Raw genomic sequence first — 14,825 nt, forward strand, 5'->3', positions numbered from 1 at the left:
ATTATTAAATATACCTTTTAATATAATACCATAACTCCGTCTATAAGTCAATATTTCTGGTATAAAAAAAGCAGGAGAACGAACTGCTCGTCCTCCTGTTGATAGCGTTATTTTTTATTTCTTCTCGTCCTCACCGTTCTTAGGCTCGTCAAAAAGATTTTTCTTGTCAACGAACTTGCCGGTGCTTACGTCAAAGGCTTCGCTTGACTTCTTGTTCATGATTATCACAATTACCACAACTGCGATAGCAATTCCTGCGATGACCGCAATAACTATGATAATAGGGTTTGTTCCCTTTGAGTCTTTTTCTTCCTTTTCTGCATAAGTCTTTGTCTTGCAGTTCGTTACCGTTATGCCTGTTACTGTTATCTTTGCCCTGTCAGTCGCACCGATTATGATGTTGTATACCTGACTGAAATCGTCCGTGCCGTATGCAGTTGCGATAGATTCAAAATCATATGTAGCTGATGAATCGTCAAACTTCACAGGTGCTATCTTTGCCCATACCGCACCGTCCTGAGCAACTGATGTAGTGGTGTTGTCCCAGCTCTGGAAAATAAGCTCAGCATTGTATTTGTTTCCTGCCTTTTCGTTTATTTCCTCGCTCTTGAATGTGACGATTATCTCTGAATCCTTTGTAAGCCTTGTTGCGTTGAAAGTTGCCTGATCGACAGTGATAGACTGTTCCCAATTGCTACAAGTCGCTGCGGAAGAGCAGTCGATAGTAACGTCTTCTGTTTCTGCGTTTTCGGCAAAAGCTGTCAGTGTGCATGAGAATATTGAAGCGCAGGCGATGATAGCAGACATTGCTACTGATAAAAATTTCTTCATTTTTCTTTTTCCTTTCAAATTCTTATATAATATAATTTTGCACAAAACTTAACCCTGACATTTGTGCATACCCTCTGATAATAAAGCATTATAACATAATTAAAAGTAAAAATCAATAACCATAATGCACAAATAATCACAGTATTTAAGGAACTATTTTACTTTTTTAAGCAAATGGTATGCAGAGAGCTCTTCTACATTGCGTTTTTGCAGTTTAATTCCCAAAATCCTGCTTTAGGACTTGTTTTACAGACAGTGTTATGATATAATGATAAGAAAAGTCTTGATATAGAGGTGCGCAAAATGAAAATAATGGCAATAGATTATGGCGACGCAAGAACAGGCTTCGCAATAAGCGACCGCTCTGAGTTTCTTGCTTCTCCTATTGGCACTGTTCCTGAGAGAAACGCCGAAAGGCTTGCAGATAAGGCGGCTCAGACAGCTGCTGAATACGGTGCAGGTGAGATAATAGTAGGTCTGCCTATAAACATGAACGGCACGGAAGGCCCAAGAGCAGAGAAGTGCAGGGCATTTGCCGAGCTTTTGAAAGAGCGTACCGACCTGCCAGTGAGAATGTGGGACGAGCGTTCCACAACTGTCACAGCACACAATATCCTTAACGAAACAAACGTCAGGGGAAAGGCAAGAAAGGCTGTTGTAGATACAGTTGCCGCAACGATAATTTTGGAGGGCTATCTTGAATACAGAAGAAAAAAAGCAAAGCAGGCTGACTAAAAAGCAGAAAAGAAATATCATCATAGTGATAATAGTGCTTGCGGTAATGGTATTAGCCGACTTTGTGTGGTCTAATACCTATATCGAGGTCAAAAAGCTGTCAGCGCATTTTGATAACTTACCTGAGGGCTTCGAGGGCTGTAAGATAGTTCAGATATCTGACTTCCACAACGAGTGGGGCAAGGGCTACATAGACAGACTGACGGAAAAGGTCAAAGACTGTGAGCCTGACTATATCTTTGTCACAGGGGACAGCGTAGATCAGATCTTCCCCGATGTTGACCGCTCGCTGGAGCTTATGAAAAAGCTTCCTGACATATGTCCTGTCTATCTTGTTATGGGCAACCATGAATATAATCTTTCTCAGGAGGAAAGAGAGCAGTTCGTTTCAGGCTGTGAAAGCTATGGTGTAAACGTCCTCTATAACGAGCATACCACACTTACACGAAATGGTGATACTATAAGCCTGTTGGGCTTTGACAATATGGAAAATGACAGCGAGGCTTTTTCTCAGGTCACAGAGGATTTTGTCATACTGCTAAACCACTATCCCGAGGATTGCAACTATTTCAGCAAGACCGCAGTGCAGTATGGAACGCATATAGACATAGACTTCACAGGTCATGCGCATGGCGGACTTATAAGGCTTCCCCTTGTGAATGGTCTTTATGCACCTGGTCAGGGTCTGTTCCCGAAATACACCGACGGCACTTATAACGTGAACGATACAACCCTTGTGGTGTCAAGGGGAGTAGGCAATAGTGGCTGGACACAGCGTTTCTCAGACCCTTTTGAACTTGTGCTTTTCACTCTTGAAAAATAACTCTTTCAGTCCCATTAGGATAAGGAAAATACCGAAAGCTTTTGAAAGCAGGCTTTGCCCGACTTGTGTGGCAAGCCATGCGGATATGACAACAGCGGCCGTTCCCCACAAAACAGCGGGGACGGCTTTTTTCCATTCCACAAGTCCGTTTTTTGTGTGAAAAATAAGGCTTATAATAGCGATAGGGATAAAAAACACAAGGTTTATCCCCTGCGCCGCTAGTTGCGAAAAGCCTGCAAAGACCGTCAGATAAACTATAAGCACCATTCCTCCCCCAAGACCCATGGAGGCAAAGATACCGGTGAGAAAAGCCACCGCACATATTGTATACCAAGCCGTAATATCACCCTATTTCATAAATATCCTCACGCCTGCAATTATCATAAGTGCACCGAAAATGCGTTTTAGCAGGCTGTTTGAAAGCTTTTTCATGAGCATTGCACCCACTGCCGCACCTGCTAGACCAAGGGGTATGAATTTCACTGCCTGAGAAAAATCAAGACTTCCGCCCTTGAAATATACAAGTCCGCTTATAATAGACAATGGAAGCGTTATAGCAATGGACGTGGCGTGAGCTTTTTTCGCCTCACTGCCGCCTTTTTCAAGCATAGGCACTGCTATCATTCCACCGCCCGAGCCGAAAAAACCGTTGCATATCCCCACGGCTATACCTGTGAGCGCATTGAAGCATTTTTTATTTATACGCAAAAAAATCACCCCATACTATTATCTGTACGGGGTGATGATTTATTCACTGAACTATCAGTCTATCTCTACCATTATTTTCTGATCCACACGGGAAGCACCGGCACGCATTACGACTCTTATAGCCTTTGCGATCCTGCCCTGCTTGCCGATGACTCTGCCCATATCGTCCGGAGCAACGTGAAGATGATAAACCACGATACCCTCTGCGTTAGGCTCGTCAACAACGACCTCAACAGCGTCCTTGTTTTCAACAAGCTCAGAAACTATAGTTTCGAGTAATTCTTTCATAAAAATATCTCCATTCTCCCACGAAAATGCGGCAGGGAAGCGTTTTCCCCGCCGAAAACGGCAAGCGAAGTGGTGGGATAGGTGGCTCACCGTCTGAATTGTCTTGTCAGCTATTAGATAGTGCCGTTCTTCTTGAGAAGAGCCTTAACTGTATCAGTTGGCTGTGCACCGTTAGCGATCCAAGACTTTGCCTTTTCGTCGTCAACCTTGAGTACAGAAGGTTCCTTAGTTGGGTCATAGTAGCCCAGCTCTTCGATGAAACGTCCGTCTCTTGGATATCTTGAATCAGCAACTACGATTCTGTAGAAAGGAGCCTTCTTAGCACCCATTCTTCTGAGTCTGATCTTTACTGCCATTGTATTTTCACCTCCATAAAAAACTTCATATATCAAATCAATCACTTGATTGCTGATAGCTTATCAACTATTGTGGCATTCCGCCGCCAAGTCCTTTGAGAAGTGCCGCTCTGTTTCTTCTGGATTTCTTTCCGTGAAGATTTCCGCCGATACCGAACTGCTTCATCATTTTCTGCATCTGTTCAAACTGCTTAAGAAGCTGATTTACGTCAGATACCTGCGTGCCGCTTCCGGCAGCGATACGTCTTTTTCTCTTAGGGTCAATGATCGCAGGCTTTTCTCTTTCAGCCCTTGTCATTGAATTTATCATAGCCTCAGTCTTTTTCAGTTGAACCTCGCCCTGCTCCACCTGCTCGTCTGTTACCTTGTTTGCGCCTGGAAGCATTCTGATAATAGACTTCATAGAGCCCATTTTCTGTATCTGCTTCATCTGCTCCAGCAAGTCGTTAAGGTCAAAGCCCTTTTCCTGCATTTTTTCTGCAAGCTTTTTGGCGTCTTTTTCGTCAACTGTCTGAGTAGCCTTTTCGATAAGTGTGAGCATATCGCCCATGCCAAGTATTCTTGAAGCCATTCTCTCAGGGTGGAAAGCCTCAAACTCGTCAAGCTTTTCGCCCATACCAACGAACTTGATAGGCTTACCTGTTACAGCAAGCACTGAAAGCGCCGCACCGCCTCTTGTGTCAGAGTCGAGCTTTGTAAGGATAACGCTGTCGATACCAAGAGCCTCGTCAAAGCTTGAAGCTACCTTTACAGCGTCCTGACCGATCATAGCGTCAACAACGAGCATTATCTCGTTCGGCTCAGCGATCTTCTTGATGTCTTTAAGCTCGTTCATAAGCTCCTCATCAATGTGAAGACGTCCTGCCGTATCTATGATAACAAGGTCATTGCCATAATCCTTGGCGTGCTTGATACCCTCTTTTACTATCTTTCGTGGGTCTATCTGACCCATTTCAAATACTGCGACCTCGGCTCTCTCTCCCACAACCTTTAGCTGTTCAATAGCCGCAGGTCTGTAAACGTCGGCTGCTATAAGCAGAGGACGCTTGCCCTCTTTCTTGAACATCTTCGCAAGCTTTGCAGCGTGTGTTGTTTTACCTGAACCCTGAAGACCGCACATCATTATGATGCAAGGCGGCTTGTTAGGGAAGTTTATCTTCGAGTTAGCCTCGCCCATGAGCTTTATAAGCTCGTCATTAACTATCTTTATGACCTGCTGACCAGGAGTAAGGCTCTTTAGCACTTCCTCACCAACGCTTCTCTCTGTTACCTTGGCAATAAAATCTTTTACTACCTTGTAGCTAACGTCAGCCTCAAGCAGAGCCATTTTAACTTCACGCATTGCCTCTTTTACATCGGCTTCGCTAAGTTTACCTCTTGATTTAAGACGCTTGAACACGCCGTTTAGTTTTTCTGAAAGTCCTTCAAACGCCATAAGCTGTCCTCCGTATAATTTTTTTATCTATATCTATTCTTCTTCGGTATATTCTGCGTTGTCAAATTCATCAAGCTTAGAATCGAGATTTTCAAGAAGCACTATCACCTTTTCGGCAATATCTCTCGCATAATTCTTTTTTTTACATTCGTTAAAAACGTCCATAGCCTGAGCCTTGAACTCTTTAAGCTCTGCCAGATAAGCCTCCTGCTGTTTTAGCAGACCTAGCTTTTCTTCATAATCAGCCATTGCAGTTTCACATTTTTTTATAGCGTCATGAACGCCCTGTCTTGAGATATCTAGCTGAGCGGCGATCTCTCCCAACGACAGATCGTCATTGTAATAAAGATCCATGATCTCGTTTTGTTTATCTGTGAGCAGGCAGCCATACAAGTCGAGCAAAACGCTGTTTTGCAAATTTTTACTCATACCGCTTACCTCCTAATGGATTTCTGTAAAGTCATAAACCTTTACAATTATATATCAAGTTTACCGACTTGTCAAGGGGTTTTTATGAAAAAATAAAATTTAACAAAATTCTGTGGAAAAAGTCCTTTTTATATGGTATAATAATATATTGCTAGACATAGTGATGATAAATAGTATAGGAAATTGTATGCCAAGGGGGAAGAGTACATGATAAGCTATGTGTTGAAAAACGACAGATATGAAATGAAAGTCCCTGCCCTGACTTTTGGTGCGGCAGGTTTTGAGAGAAACGATTGTGACGATGTGTATTTTGAGTTTCTCGACAAATATGTAGAGCTTGGCGGCTGGTGTATCGATACCGCAAGAGTTTACTGCGACTGGCTGGAGAATGGTCACGATTCCAGCGAGGGCGTAATAGGCAGATGGCTCAAAGCCAGAAACAATCGTGATAAAATTTGTATTGCCACAAAGGGCGGTCACCCTGAAATGGGTCATATGGACGAAAGCCGTCTTAGCAGGGAAGAGCTTACAAAGGATCTTGAAGCAAGCCTGAGAGTGTTGGGCGTTGACTATGTGGATATTTATTTTCTTCATCGTGACGACCCGAAGATACCTGTGGAAGAGATAATGCCAGTTCTCAATGATTTTTATGAGAGCGGAAAGATACATTTTATAGGCGTTTCAAACTGGACAACTCAGAGGATAGAGGAAGCGAATAAGTTTGCAGAGGAAAACGGCATGGAGCCTATCAGGATCAGTCAGATAAACTACAGCCTTGCACATTCGAGCGTTGAAACTTTCGGTGACAATACTCTTGTTTGTATGGATACAAAGGAGTTCCGCTGGTACAAGAAGCATGATTTTCCTGTTATGGCGTTCTCCCCGCAGGCAAAGGGTTTTTTTGCAAAGCTTGCAAAGGGCGACGCTGCAAACAATCTCCCTGAGGGACAGTATGCAGGCCCTGCTAATCTTGCAAGACTTGCAAAGGTAAAACAGCTCAGCGAGCAGACGGGGGACACTCCGGCAAAGATAACCCTCGGCTATCTGAACAGCCAGCCGTTTTTTGTATCGTCAGTTTTCGCAGTAACAAAGCTGTGGCAGCTTGACGAGGATATGGAAGCGCAGGATCTTACATACGATCCAAAGACAGTGGCTTTCCTTGAAAATATGATATAAAATAAAAGCACTCTGCATTGACCGCAGGGTGCTTTATTTATTCTTGATACGTTATAGGGGACGGCGTCCCCGACGTCCAACCCTCTTGCACAAAAAAACTTAACTATGTGATATCTGAATACACCACATAGTTAAGTATGTACGTTCATATTGATTATGCCATTGGTATTACGCCCTTCTGAAAATTCTAGTCGTAAACTCATGCTAAATTGTACTTTGGACTCACGCCTTTCAGTAAAATTCTGTCCGCATAATATAAGCTATTCCATTGGATCTATTTCCTTTCGGTAAAAATAATCTCTAAGTGCAAATTACCTTTCCATTGGATTTATTTCCTTTCAAAATATTAAGTTATGCCTCAGTGGATAAAACCTAACGTGCCATCGGACTTAACACCTTTCGTGAAAATTTATTGTCAATGAAACTTATTACATTTCCATTGGAATTATCGCCTTTCGCATAATTTCAAGATCCTACGCTCATCATATCAGATAAGCCTTGCTGAAGTAACTGGCGGATTCACCTCCAAATATCAGATGTTCAAAAGCCTTGAGTGCATTTTCATAACGCACCACTCCTTCAGTATTTTATATGATCTTTAGAAAAATCTTAGTCAGTAAATCAAATCGGTAAGAGCATTAAGCTCGTAAATTTCTTGGCGGACTCACTCCATTCTATTTCATGTTCAAGTTCCTTTTGTGCATTTTCATATGCACCACTCCTCGAAATTTATTTGATTTTTATAGCTCTATGAGCTTTTTATGTTCAGAAGCTAAATTTTACATTGGAATCACTCTTTCAGTTTATTTCTTTACCTCTGAAAAGCTGAAATTGTGCATTGGAAACACTCCTGTCTAAATTTTATTTGCAAACCTTCTGTAACCGATCATGTCGATCACTCCTTATATAAAAGTTGCAAAATATTCAATTGTAAATTTGAGAGTATCCTTAAATTGCAGTAACTCTGTGCTGTGATTAATCCATGAGGCTCTGCAATTTCTTCCTGTGTAAATCATATATGTCTGGATTCCTGTCAGCTCATTCGTCTGCGTCTTGATCCTTTTTTACTTTAAGAAATTGCCGAGCCTATGGATACTCTCCTGGATCTCTGATGCGTCCATTGGACTCGCTCCTTTCATATCTTATTAGGTATCCGATGAGCCTGCCCGCCTGCTGAACTGTAGTGTACCTAGTGTCGGGTATATGCTGTGTCCACCGATCTGCCTGTGATATATAAGGAAAACCTCTTGCCTTACTTCGCTTTGCCGTGCCCTCTGAAATCGTTACTGTATCGTCAGACCGTTGACCGTTTCAGCGAACCCTGTTGTCTGCTTTTGTTTGGCTCTTTGTTTTTCCTTGACTATACTATACCACATCTTTTGTTACTTGTCAATAGTTTTTCTCAACTTTTTTGTGATTTTTATATTTAATATTACTTTTACAAAATGCGCTTGACTTTGATTTTGCAGTGTAGTATAATTAAAGTGTTGCGGTGGTCAGAAACAGTCTTTCTGTTCTGATTTTTTCGATATATCCCACTCAGAAAGTGCCGATATACCGCACAAGATCATGTTAGGAGGATAATTATGGATAACGAGTTTCTGCCGGACCTCTACGAGCTGGAGGACGAAAATGGTAATAAGCAGACTTTTGAGCTGTTGGACGCAATGGAGTATGGTGACGAGAAGTATTATGCTCTCACTCCTTATTATGAGAACGGTGATGAAGCCCTTGAAGATTCAGGCGACGTTGTGATACTCAAGGCTGAGTATGACGAGAACAATGACGAGATACTTGCTTCTATCGAAGATGATGACGAGTATGAGAAGATCGGTCAGATGTTCATGGAGCGTATCGATGAAATGTTCGAGTTTGACGATGAGGACGAAGACGATGATTGCGGCTGTGGCTGCGGTTGTCACGATCACCTGTCATAAGAAAAATATCTCAGCATATAGGCTTGTCAATATGTAAAATGTACAATTTTATGTACTTTGATTTGCTGAAATTACCTATTGATATTATGGATATGTTGTGATATACTAAATAACAGAAAAAGTTTCCTGCCTTGTGCGAACAAGCACAGTTATTATAAATCCAACACTTCTAAAAAGGGATTCAGACTCTGGAAAGGGATTGCAGACCTCCCGAACGAAACCGCATTTGCCGTTTCGTAAACGGACGAAGGGAGCGTGAAGCTTTCAGGCTGTTTTACCCACCCTGCTTTTATAGCGGGTTTATCGGCTGTGCGACGGCAAGGCGGCTTTTACTTAAACACTGAGCGTACCGATTTTTCGGTACGCTTTTTTGTGTCATAAAAACCATGTCGGCATAAAATGAGATAACGGAGCGTCTGCAGTGATCGTATGACAGTGGGTGACGCAGCCGAAGATCTGCGTCCGCAGGGCAGCCCGTTGTCATTTACTGCAGGACGTTTCGTTTATATAGAAAAAAGCCGCTGTGCCTGTGGGCATAACGGCTTTCTTCTTGTCAGATAAATAAATTACTTTCGCTAGTATGTTCAGCGGTGGCTGATAATGCCTTTTCCGCTGGATATTTGCTGTTTATGTATTCAGCGGCAACGAAAATAAATTCGCTGTTTGTGGGGTAGTGGTCAGGTCTTATGGCAAAATTACCGAATATCTCGGCTTTGTCTTTGTCATGAGCCTTTTCCCAACCGATCCTTATGGCGGTGCGCATATTTCTTTCAACGCTTACTGTGGTTACTCCATGTGCCGCCGCTATCTCTGGATAAATGACCTTTGTGACACGTCTGTTGGCTTTGTCTGTCGTAAGAGCCATTTTTATTGCCTCTTTGATGTAGCCATAGCCGTTATAATTCGGAGTTATGCACAACCGCTTCATCACGGTGGATATAGCAGATTGTATGTCGCCATTGGTGTACCCCTCGTCAGAGCTTCGCGTTATTGTGATGTTCAGATCTGCAGAATCGTCAGGACACTGAAGCGCTCTGAGTGCGTTTTTGATATCCGCACAGCTTAGAGGACTTTTTATTATCATGTCTGCGTATTTTGCAAGTCCATTGTTGGTTTTTCTGTCGGAAAGCATGATTATTTTCAGCTTAGGACAAGCCCCTTTGAGATTTTTGCACAGTTCGTAGGGAAATTCAGTTATTTCTGAAATTATCAGAAAATCAGGTTTGCTTTTAAGCACCTCAAGCTGTATCTCCAGTGGATTGTAGTCTGACTGCGCAACATTGTACCCCTGTTTTTTCAGATAGTCTGCCACCTTCATGCCGGCCTGATTGAGGCTTCCGACAAGGATTTTGATCACGTCTTTTTTACACATTTTAAATCTTCCTCCGGTTTTTTTATTTTTTTAACTTTATACTACACTTGCAGTATAACATTTTTACGATATAATTTCAAGTTTTTTACTTAATTTTCTTACTTTTTGTACTATGTTTTAAGAAACACGCAACAATCTATACATAGTAAATAAACAAATGTCGGTTATGACCAAATTTTAAATGAGATAATTGTGCAAATATTGTAATTTACACAGAGAAAATATGCTTTTGTGTCGTTTAAATCAATACATTATATGAATAAATTGACGATTCGCTATATTTTACATCAACTTTACATTGTTATGAAAGCTTATTTTATGTAGAAAAAAGTCGAAAACGCCAGCAAAGATTGCTAAATAATTAAAAAAATATTAAGATAAATGTGTGATTTTACATTTATTAATATTTACGAAATGATATAGAAATATATAAATGAATGGCATTTTTACATAGCTTTTACAAAAGATAATTTCTTGACAAAAGCTTTATTGCGTGGTAAAATATACGGGAGGATCGTTGCAAAAACATGGTCAGCAACTTTTTTGTGCCACCAGTTTGCAATGATGTCTTTGTAAAAAATTATAGATCATCTTGAGGGAGGCGACGTCGTTTTATGAAAAAAGACGTTATCAATTACATTTGGACAGATAAGAAAAGAACGATTTTTGGTCTGCCTATATCATTTACAAGATATTTTCTCACAGAAGATAAGTTTATAGCACGCAAGGGTTTTCTCAGCATAGAGGAAGACGAGCTTGACCTTTATAGGGTCATCGACAAAAAGCTTGTCCTGCCGTTCGGACAAAGAATGTTCGGCTGTGGCACAATAGTAATGAATGTCAAAGACGTTGATACGCCTATTAAGGAAGTCAAGTCCATAAAAGCGCCAAGAGATGTGCTTGCACAGCTTGATAAGTATATCAATATAAATCGTGATAGATACCGTGTAAGGGGCAGAGATATGGTCGGTGGTGACGGCGGTCATTGCCACGATCATGATGATTTTGATATCAATGACGATATCATATAAAGTTCTATAAGAATAAGGGGCTTTCGCAGATCTTTCTGTGAGAGCCTTTTTTGGAGAGGAAAGTGTGAATGTTTTCAAAAGAATATTTTCAGTCCCTTGAAAGCTCGTGGGACAGGCTCAAGACCTGCGAAAAGCCGATATTCATATACGGCATGGGCGATGGAGCGGAAAAGCTTCTTGATGAATTTGATAGACTTGGCATAAAATGCACAGGTGTTTTTGCAAGCGACGATTTTGTCCGTGGACAAAGCTTCAGAGGGTTTAAGGTGCAGACTTTCTCACAGGTGCAAGCGCAGTTTGGAAATATCACAGTTGTGCTTGGCTTTGGCACGAGCCTGCCTGAGATAATGGAGCGTATCGACAATATTGAAAAAAGCTGCGAGGTCATAGTGCCGGAAATGTGCGTTGCAGGCGATGAAAATTTCAGCAAGGAAAAGCTTCTCTCAATGTATTCTCAGGCTGAAAAAGCTTACCGCCTTTTTGATGACGATATTTCAAAGCTTACCTTTGAAAAGCTGACAGCGTTCAAGATAACAGGAAAGCTTTCTTATCTCCGTGAGATATTTACGGATAAGGACAAGATAACCGAGATACTTACCCTTGGAGAAAACGAGATATACTGCGACTTGGGAGCATACACAGGCGACACTGCCGCAGAGCTTATCTCACGCACAGGGGGAAAGTATGAGAGAATATATGCCCTCGAACCTGAGAGAAAAAACTTTCAGAAATGCCTGAAAAATCTAAAAGCCAATGACAATATAAGCTTTTATAACGCCGCCGCATGGAGCGTAGATACCGAACTTAGCTTTGCAGGAGGCGCAGGCAGACAGGGCAGAGTAGATGCCGCAGGAAAAAAGGTTCGTGCAAGAAGTCTGGACAGCGTCCTTGCAGGCAAAAAATGCACCTATATAAAATATGACGTTGAGGGAGCAGACCTAGAAGCTCTCAAAGGCAGTGAATATACCATTTCACGCTATGCCCCAAAAATATGCAGTGCGTTGTATCACAGACCATATGATTACATCACCCTGCCTCTGTATATAAACAGCCTTTGCAAAGGATACAAATTCTATATACGTCAGGAAAGATACTACCCCGCATGGGAAACAAACCTTTTCTGCATTCATGATAAATAAGGAGAAAAATAATGAGTATAACAGTAAGCCTTAACGATAACTGGAAAATGAAAAAAGCAGGCTCGCAGGAGAGTTTTGACTGCAAAGTTCCATGCTCTGTATATAAGACCCTGCTTGACTATAAAAAGATACCCGACCCATATTATCGTGAGAACGAGTATATCTCAACACAGATATGTGATGATGATTACGATTTTGAAACTACATTCACCGCAGACAAGGCCGCAGTGGAGTGCAAGCATACTGTCCTGCACTTTGACGGCATTGATACCATAGCAAACGTCTGTCTCAACGGCATTCACCTTGGCAGAGTGAACAATATGCACAGAGTATGGGAGTTTCCTGTCCATGGTATTATCAAAGAGGGGGACAACACTCTCACAGTGAAAATAACCTCGCCAAACAGATACATAAAAGAAATGGACGAAAAACGTCACCTTTGGGGCGTTGACTCCACCATGACAGGCTATACACATATAAGAAAAGCCCATTGTATGTTCGGCTGGGATTGGGGTCCAATGCTCCCTGACATGGGAATATGGCGCAGTGTATCCCTTATCGTTCCAGATGCAGGACGTATACTTGACGTTTACTACAGCCAAAAGCACACCGATAACAAAGTGACTTTGAAAGCCCTTTTGCATATAGAAAACCACGGCTGTAAAAAAGCTATGGTGGAAATATCCGACCCGCAGGGCAATATCACCGCAAAAACCGACATAAGCCTAGAGGAAAGTGCAGAATATTATGAAACAGAACTTGTGATAAGCGACCCTCAGCTTTGGTGGGTGAACGGCTATGGCGAACAGCCACTTTATATCTGTGCCGTGACTTTGTATGATGAAAATGACGCTTGCGCTGATAAAAATGCTCAGAGAATAGGTCTTAGAACTTTAACTGTCAGCCGTGAAAAAGATCAGTGGGGCGAGGAGTTCTGCTTTATAAACAATGGCGTGAAGATATTTGCCATGGGCGCAAACTATATCCCCGAAGACCAGATAGTCACACGCTGTAACGAAGTGAAAACAAGAAAGCTCCTTGCAGATTGCAAGGCCGCAAACTATAACTTTATAAGAGTGTGGGGAGGCGGTTATTATCCTGACGAGTATTTCTATGACTACTGCGACGAGAATGGTATCATAGTATGGCAGGACTTTATGTTCGCCTGCTCTGCATATCTGCTCACAGAGGAGTTTGAAGAAACTGTCCGTGGGGAAGTTCGTGACAACGTTATCCGCCTGAGAAACCACCCCTCTCTTGGTCTGTGGTGTGGCAACAACGAGATAGAATCAGCATGGGAATATTGGGGCCTTCCTAAGGACGAGGAAGCAAAGCGTGACTATCTTATCATTTTTGAGGATATTATCCCACAGGTGCTTAAAGCCTATGACCCATGCGAAAACACATTCTATTGGCCGTCATCACCTTCATCAGGGGGAGGCTTCAAGGACGCTTCCTCAAACCATGCAGGGGATATGCACTATTGGGACGTTTGGCACAACTTCAAGCCTATCGAAGCGTTCAGAGAATTTTATTACCGCTTCTGCTCAGAATACGGCTTTGAAAGCCTGCCTGATATAAAGACCTGCCGTGCCTTTGCCGATGAAACAAAGGGCGACTTTGACCTTTGCTCACCAGTTATGGCGGCGCATCAGAAGTGCGTCCAGGGCAACGAGAAGATAATGTACTATCTCGCTCAAATGGTAAGATATCCATATGATTTCAAACAGCTCATCTATTCCTCACAGCTTGTTCAGGCGGATTGCATACGCTCAAATGTTGAGCATATGAGAAGAGCAAGGGGCAGATGTATGGGTTCAGCCTATTGGCAGGTGAACGATTCAAACCCTGTTATCTCATGGTCAAGTATCGACTATTTCGGCAGGTGGAAAGGTCTGCATTATTATGCAAAGCGTTTTTACGGTCCGTGCCTTATCTCCTGCGACGATACCAATAGAAAAAAGCCTGTCCTTAACATATCCAACGAGCGAATGACAGCCTTTGAGGGTGTGGTAAAATGGACGCTGAGAAACAACAAAGCAGAAATTTTGCAAAGCGGAGAAAAATCCGTGAACGTTCCGGCTCTCACAGCACAGAACGTCCTTGACATAGACCTTTCACAGGAGCTTGTCAGCCGTACCGACCCTCGTGAAAAATATCTCGAATATTCCATTATGGAAAACGGCAAGGTGTTGAGCTTTGGCACAACGCTCTTTGTGCGCCCGAAAGAATTTACCTTCCTAGAGCCTGCCATAACCTACGGCATATCAGAAAGCGAGGATGAATTCGCCCTGACATTCTGTGCCGAGAATTACGCCAAAAGCGTCTGCCTCAGCCTGAAAACTGCCGACTGCGTTTTCTCTGACAACTGGTTCGATATCCACGGAAAAGAGCCTGTTACCATAATGATAGACAAAGCCTCCCTCAGCAGAAAAATGACAGCGCAGGAGCTGTCCGAGGAGCTTGAGATAATGCACAATTAGGGCTGTGATTTCAAAGGCTCTGCCTTGTCACCAGCAGTGAAAAGTCGATGCGATCATTAGCAAAACAAAAGCAATGCGTGCG

At 42.4% G+C, this 14,825-nt stretch carries 16 protein-coding genes; 8 read left to right on the plus strand and 8 right to left on the minus strand.

The window, feature by feature from the left end:
- Positions 1 to 114 precede the first annotated feature (114 nt).
- A complete protein-coding gene (locus tag RBI_RS03435) occupies positions 115 to 831 on the minus strand; it encodes a hypothetical protein (RefSeq protein WP_022286629.1) in 717 nt (238 codons plus the stop codon).
- Between the two features lie 303 nt (positions 832 to 1,134).
- On the opposite strand from RBI_RS03435, the gene ruvX reads away from it, so the two are divergent.
- Together ruvX and RBI_RS03445 are read left to right on the plus strand one after the other, a co-directional pair.
- Positions 1,135 to 1,566 (plus strand): Holliday junction resolvase RuvX, encoded by a 432-nt coding sequence (gene ruvX / locus RBI_RS03440; protein ID WP_022286628.1) that lies wholly within the window; start codon positions 1,135 to 1,137, stop codon positions 1,564 to 1,566.
- Positions 1,529 to 2,389, plus strand: coding sequence for a metallophosphoesterase (locus tag RBI_RS03445; RefSeq protein ID WP_051706394.1), 861 nt, complete (start codon positions 1,529 to 1,531; stop codon positions 2,387 to 2,389). Before ruvX ends, RBI_RS03445 begins: the two co-directional genes overlap by 38 nt.
- Here the strand turns inward: RBI_RS03445 and RBI_RS15545 are convergent.
- The 6 genes from RBI_RS15545 to ylxM all read right to left on the minus strand — a co-directional run bounded on the left by RBI_RS15545 (position 2,348) and on the right by ylxM (position 5,605).
- Positions 2,348 to 2,656, minus strand: coding sequence for a TSUP family transporter (locus RBI_RS15545; protein ID WP_051706397.1), 309 nt, complete (start codon positions 2,654 to 2,656; stop codon positions 2,348 to 2,350). The two genes, RBI_RS03445 and RBI_RS15545, sit on opposite strands and share 42 nt — an antisense overlap.
- Before the next feature lie 81 nt (positions 2,657 to 2,737).
- Positions 2,738 to 3,097, minus strand: coding sequence for a sulfite exporter TauE/SafE family protein (locus RBI_RS15550; protein WP_207732717.1), 360 nt, complete (start codon positions 3,095 to 3,097; stop codon positions 2,738 to 2,740).
- A 54-nt stretch (positions 3,098 to 3,151) separates the two neighbouring features.
- On the minus strand, positions 3,152 to 3,385 hold the full coding sequence (locus RBI_RS03460) for a KH domain-containing protein (protein ID WP_022286624.1): 234 nt from the start codon (positions 3,383 to 3,385) through the stop codon (positions 3,152 to 3,154).
- A 113-nt stretch (positions 3,386 to 3,498) separates the two neighbouring features.
- Positions 3,499 to 3,741, minus strand: coding sequence for a 30S ribosomal protein S16 (rpsP, locus tag RBI_RS03465; protein ID WP_022286623.1), 243 nt, complete (start codon positions 3,739 to 3,741; stop codon positions 3,499 to 3,501).
- Between the two features lie 67 nt (positions 3,742 to 3,808).
- Positions 3,809 to 5,176, minus strand: coding sequence for a signal recognition particle protein (gene ffh / locus RBI_RS03470; RefSeq protein WP_022286622.1), 1,368 nt, complete (start codon positions 5,174 to 5,176; stop codon positions 3,809 to 3,811).
- A gap of 33 nt (positions 5,177 to 5,209) precedes the next feature.
- Positions 5,210 to 5,605, minus strand: coding sequence for a YlxM family DNA-binding protein (gene ylxM / locus RBI_RS03475; protein WP_022286621.1), 396 nt, complete (start codon positions 5,603 to 5,605; stop codon positions 5,210 to 5,212).
- Positions 5,606 to 5,812: 207 nt separating this feature from the next.
- Between ylxM and RBI_RS03480 the strand changes: the two genes are divergently transcribed.
- The 3 genes from RBI_RS03480 (at position 5,813) to RBI_RS15390 (ending at position 9,279) form a co-directional block, all read left to right on the plus strand.
- Entirely contained in the window at positions 5,813 to 6,781 is a 969-nt protein-coding gene (locus RBI_RS03480) for an aldo/keto reductase (protein ID WP_038671085.1), read from the plus strand.
- Between the two features lie 1,586 nt (positions 6,782 to 8,367).
- Entirely contained in the window at positions 8,368 to 8,718 is a 351-nt protein-coding gene (locus tag RBI_RS03485; protein WP_038671087.1) for a DUF1292 domain-containing protein, read from the plus strand.
- A 429-nt stretch (positions 8,719 to 9,147) separates the two neighbouring features.
- Positions 9,148 to 9,279 (plus strand): hypothetical protein, encoded by a 132-nt coding sequence (locus RBI_RS15390; protein WP_256321068.1) that lies wholly within the window; start codon positions 9,148 to 9,150, stop codon positions 9,277 to 9,279.
- Here the strand turns inward: RBI_RS15390 and RBI_RS03490 are convergent.
- Positions 9,272 to 10,090 (minus strand): sporulation initiation factor Spo0A C-terminal domain-containing protein, encoded by an 819-nt coding sequence (locus tag RBI_RS03490; protein ID WP_022286618.1) that lies wholly within the window; start codon positions 10,088 to 10,090, stop codon positions 9,272 to 9,274. The genes RBI_RS15390 and RBI_RS03490 overlap by 8 nt on opposite strands.
- 614 nt (positions 10,091 to 10,704) lie before the next feature.
- Here RBI_RS03490 and RBI_RS03495 point away from each other — a divergent pair.
- From RBI_RS03495 to RBI_RS03505, 3 genes are all read left to right on the plus strand, one after another.
- The gene (locus RBI_RS03495; RefSeq protein WP_038671089.1) at positions 10,705 to 11,121 is read left to right on the plus strand and encodes a PH domain-containing protein; all 417 of its coding nucleotides are present in this window, start codon (positions 10,705 to 10,707) and stop codon (positions 11,119 to 11,121) included.
- Between the two features lie 68 nt (positions 11,122 to 11,189).
- Positions 11,190 to 12,260 carry an FkbM family methyltransferase gene (locus RBI_RS03500; RefSeq protein ID WP_038671090.1) on the plus strand — a complete coding sequence of 357 codons (1,071 nt, stop codon included), beginning with the start codon at positions 11,190 to 11,192 and terminating at the stop codon, positions 12,258 to 12,260.
- An 11-nt stretch (positions 12,261 to 12,271) separates the two neighbouring features.
- Positions 12,272 to 14,743, plus strand: coding sequence for a beta-mannosidase (locus RBI_RS03505; RefSeq protein ID WP_038671092.1), 2,472 nt, complete (start codon positions 12,272 to 12,274; stop codon positions 14,741 to 14,743).
- The last annotated feature ends 82 nt before the right edge of the window (positions 14,744 to 14,825 follow it).

The organism is Ruminococcus bicirculans (ex Wegman et al. 2014) (assembly GCF_000723465.1).
In the GTDB taxonomy this organism is placed as follows: domain Bacteria; phylum Bacillota; class Clostridia; order Oscillospirales; family Ruminococcaceae; genus Hominimerdicola; species Hominimerdicola aceti.

Bases quoted from the DNA above. Each gene is read 5' to 3' on its own strand.
- RBI_RS03500 (WP_038671090.1), top strand. From the start codon at position 11,190: ATGTTTTCAAAAGAATATTTTCAGTCCCTTGAAAGCTCGTGGGACAGG.
- ffh (WP_022286622.1), bottom strand. From the start codon at position 5,176: ATGGCGTTTGAAGGACTTTCAGAAAAACTAAACGGCGTGTTCAAGCGT.
- RBI_RS03435 (WP_022286629.1), bottom strand. From the start codon at position 831: ATGAAGAAATTTTTATCAGTAGCAATGTCTGCTATCATCGCCTGCGCT.
- rpsP (WP_022286623.1), bottom strand. From the start codon at position 3,741: ATGGCAGTAAAGATCAGACTCAGAAGAATGGGTGCTAAGAAGGCTCCT.
- RBI_RS03495 (WP_038671089.1), top strand. From the start codon at position 10,705: ATGAAAAAAGACGTTATCAATTACATTTGGACAGATAAGAAAAGAACG.
- ruvX (WP_022286628.1), top strand. From the start codon at position 1,135: ATGAAAATAATGGCAATAGATTATGGCGACGCAAGAACAGGCTTCGCA.
- RBI_RS03490 (WP_022286618.1), bottom strand. From the start codon at position 10,090: ATGTGTAAAAAAGACGTGATCAAAATCCTTGTCGGAAGCCTCAATCAG.
- ylxM (WP_022286621.1), bottom strand. From the start codon at position 5,605: ATGAGTAAAAATTTGCAAAACAGCGTTTTGCTCGACTTGTATGGCTGC.
- RBI_RS03480 (WP_038671085.1), top strand. From the start codon at position 5,813: ATGATAAGCTATGTGTTGAAAAACGACAGATATGAAATGAAAGTCCCT.
- RBI_RS03460 (WP_022286624.1), bottom strand. From the start codon at position 3,385: ATGAAAGAATTACTCGAAACTATAGTTTCTGAGCTTGTTGAAAACAAG.
- RBI_RS03485 (WP_038671087.1), top strand. From the start codon at position 8,368: ATGGATAACGAGTTTCTGCCGGACCTCTACGAGCTGGAGGACGAAAAT.
- RBI_RS15545 (WP_051706397.1), bottom strand. From the start codon at position 2,656: ATGGTGCTTATAGTTTATCTGACGGTCTTTGCAGGCTTTTCGCAACTA.
- RBI_RS15390 (WP_256321068.1), top strand. From the start codon at position 9,148: ATGACAGTGGGTGACGCAGCCGAAGATCTGCGTCCGCAGGGCAGCCCG.
- RBI_RS03505 (WP_038671092.1), top strand. From the start codon at position 12,272: ATGAGTATAACAGTAAGCCTTAACGATAACTGGAAAATGAAAAAAGCA.